We start from the raw sequence: 1,168 nt of genomic DNA, 5'->3' as shown, positions 1-1,168 counted from the left end.
CTGCTTGAGCAGTATCACCGTGCCGGGCAGCAACGCCTTGCCGCCGTGCAACGGGCCATGCAGCAGGGGGCCGCGAATGATGACTGGTTTATGCCGGAGGCTGCGTAAATGAACTATGCAGGACACGAAAAACTGCGCGCCGAAGTGGCGGAGGTGGCCAATGCCATGTGCGACCTGCGTACAACCATGAATGAGATGGAGCAGCGGTACAGCTTTAATGCCGACACCCTGCCGGAACGTCTGGTGCGTCAGACGCTGTTTCGCGCAAACCGCCTCCTGATGGAGGCATATACCGAAATTCTGGAACTGGAAGCGTGCTTTAAAGATTGAGAAGGAGACGAGAATGTACGGAACATGCGAAACGCTATGCCGGGAGCTGGCAGTAAAGTATCCGGGAGACATGCCGCTGATGCTGGTTATCTGGTCCCCGGAAGAGATTCAGGCACTGGCTGACGGTATGGAAATTTCTCTGACCGGTCATGAAATCAGGACCGTCCTGGCACGCCTGGAGGACATCCCGGAAGACCAGCGGATTGAGTCCGGTATTTCTTCCGCTGCGGTGATGGAGATTATCCGCAACGAGAGCGAAAACCGCCTGGTGACCGTCCCTGCTGAACTGCTGGCGTCCCTGATTCAGACCGCTGAACAGGCATTGTGGAAACGTGAATGGGCCGCCCGGGATCATGGCCTCGCCGTCCCGGAATGCGTCACCCGCCGTCAGGAGGTGGTTAATCAGGCCCGCACCCTGCTGAAAAACAACACACACGAAAACGACTGATGTTATCGCCGCCTGCCCTGCGGGCGGCGATACAGGGAGAACGCTTAATCATGAACGAAAACAGCACGCTGAACGCACTGATTTGTCGTCACGCCCGCAACCTGCTGCTGGCGCAGGGCTGGCCGGAAGAGACGGATGTTGACCAGCGTAACCCGAAGTATCCGGGCTGGATCAGCATTTATGTTCTGCTGGATGCGCCCCGGCTGGCGACGTTACTTATCAACCGTCACGGCGGCGTACTGCCGCCGCTCCTGGCCTCCGCCATTCAGAAACTGACCGGAACCGGGGCGGAACTGGTACTGTCCGGCAGTCAGTGGCAGTCGCTGCCGGTACTTCCGGCAGACGGAACGCAGGTGTCTTTCCCGTATGCCGGAGAATGGCTGACCGAAG

Annotated in this window: 2 protein-coding genes and 2 pseudogenes; all 4 read left to right on the top strand. The window is 58.6% G+C overall.

Annotated elements, in window-relative coordinates:
• Window positions 1-108, top strand: a pseudogene (locus tag K0778_RS26235) (DNA methylase); the annotation flags it as partial.
• The gene (locus tag K0778_RS26230) at window positions 109-330 is read left to right on the top strand and encodes a hypothetical protein (RefSeq protein ID WP_001104881.1); all 222 of its coding nucleotides are present in this window, start codon (window positions 109-111) and stop codon (window positions 328-330) included.
• 13 nt (window positions 331-343) lie between these two features.
• Window positions 344-778, top strand: a complete 435-nt coding sequence (locus K0778_RS26225; protein ID WP_000274503.1) for a DUF1380 family protein — start codon at window positions 344-346, stop codon at window positions 776-778.
• A 50-nt stretch (window positions 779-828) separates the two neighbouring features.
• A pseudogene (locus K0778_RS26220) lies at window positions 829-1,168 on the top strand (hypothetical protein); the annotation flags it as partial.

It is taken from the genome of Escherichia sp. XD33, assembly GCF_019375075.1.
Classification (GTDB): domain Bacteria; phylum Pseudomonadota; class Gammaproteobacteria; order Enterobacterales; family Enterobacteriaceae; genus Enterobacter; species Enterobacter flexneri_A.
The sequence above is the reverse complement of the archived record's forward strand: the minus strand, read 5'-3'. Positions and strand labels throughout refer to the sequence as shown.

Bases quoted from the DNA above. Each gene is read 5' to 3' on its own strand.
- K0778_RS26230 (WP_001104881.1), top strand. From the start codon at position 109: ATGAACTATGCAGGACACGAAAAACTGCGCGCCGAAGTGGCGGAGGTG.
- K0778_RS26225 (WP_000274503.1), top strand. From the start codon at position 344: ATGTACGGAACATGCGAAACGCTATGCCGGGAGCTGGCAGTAAAGTAT.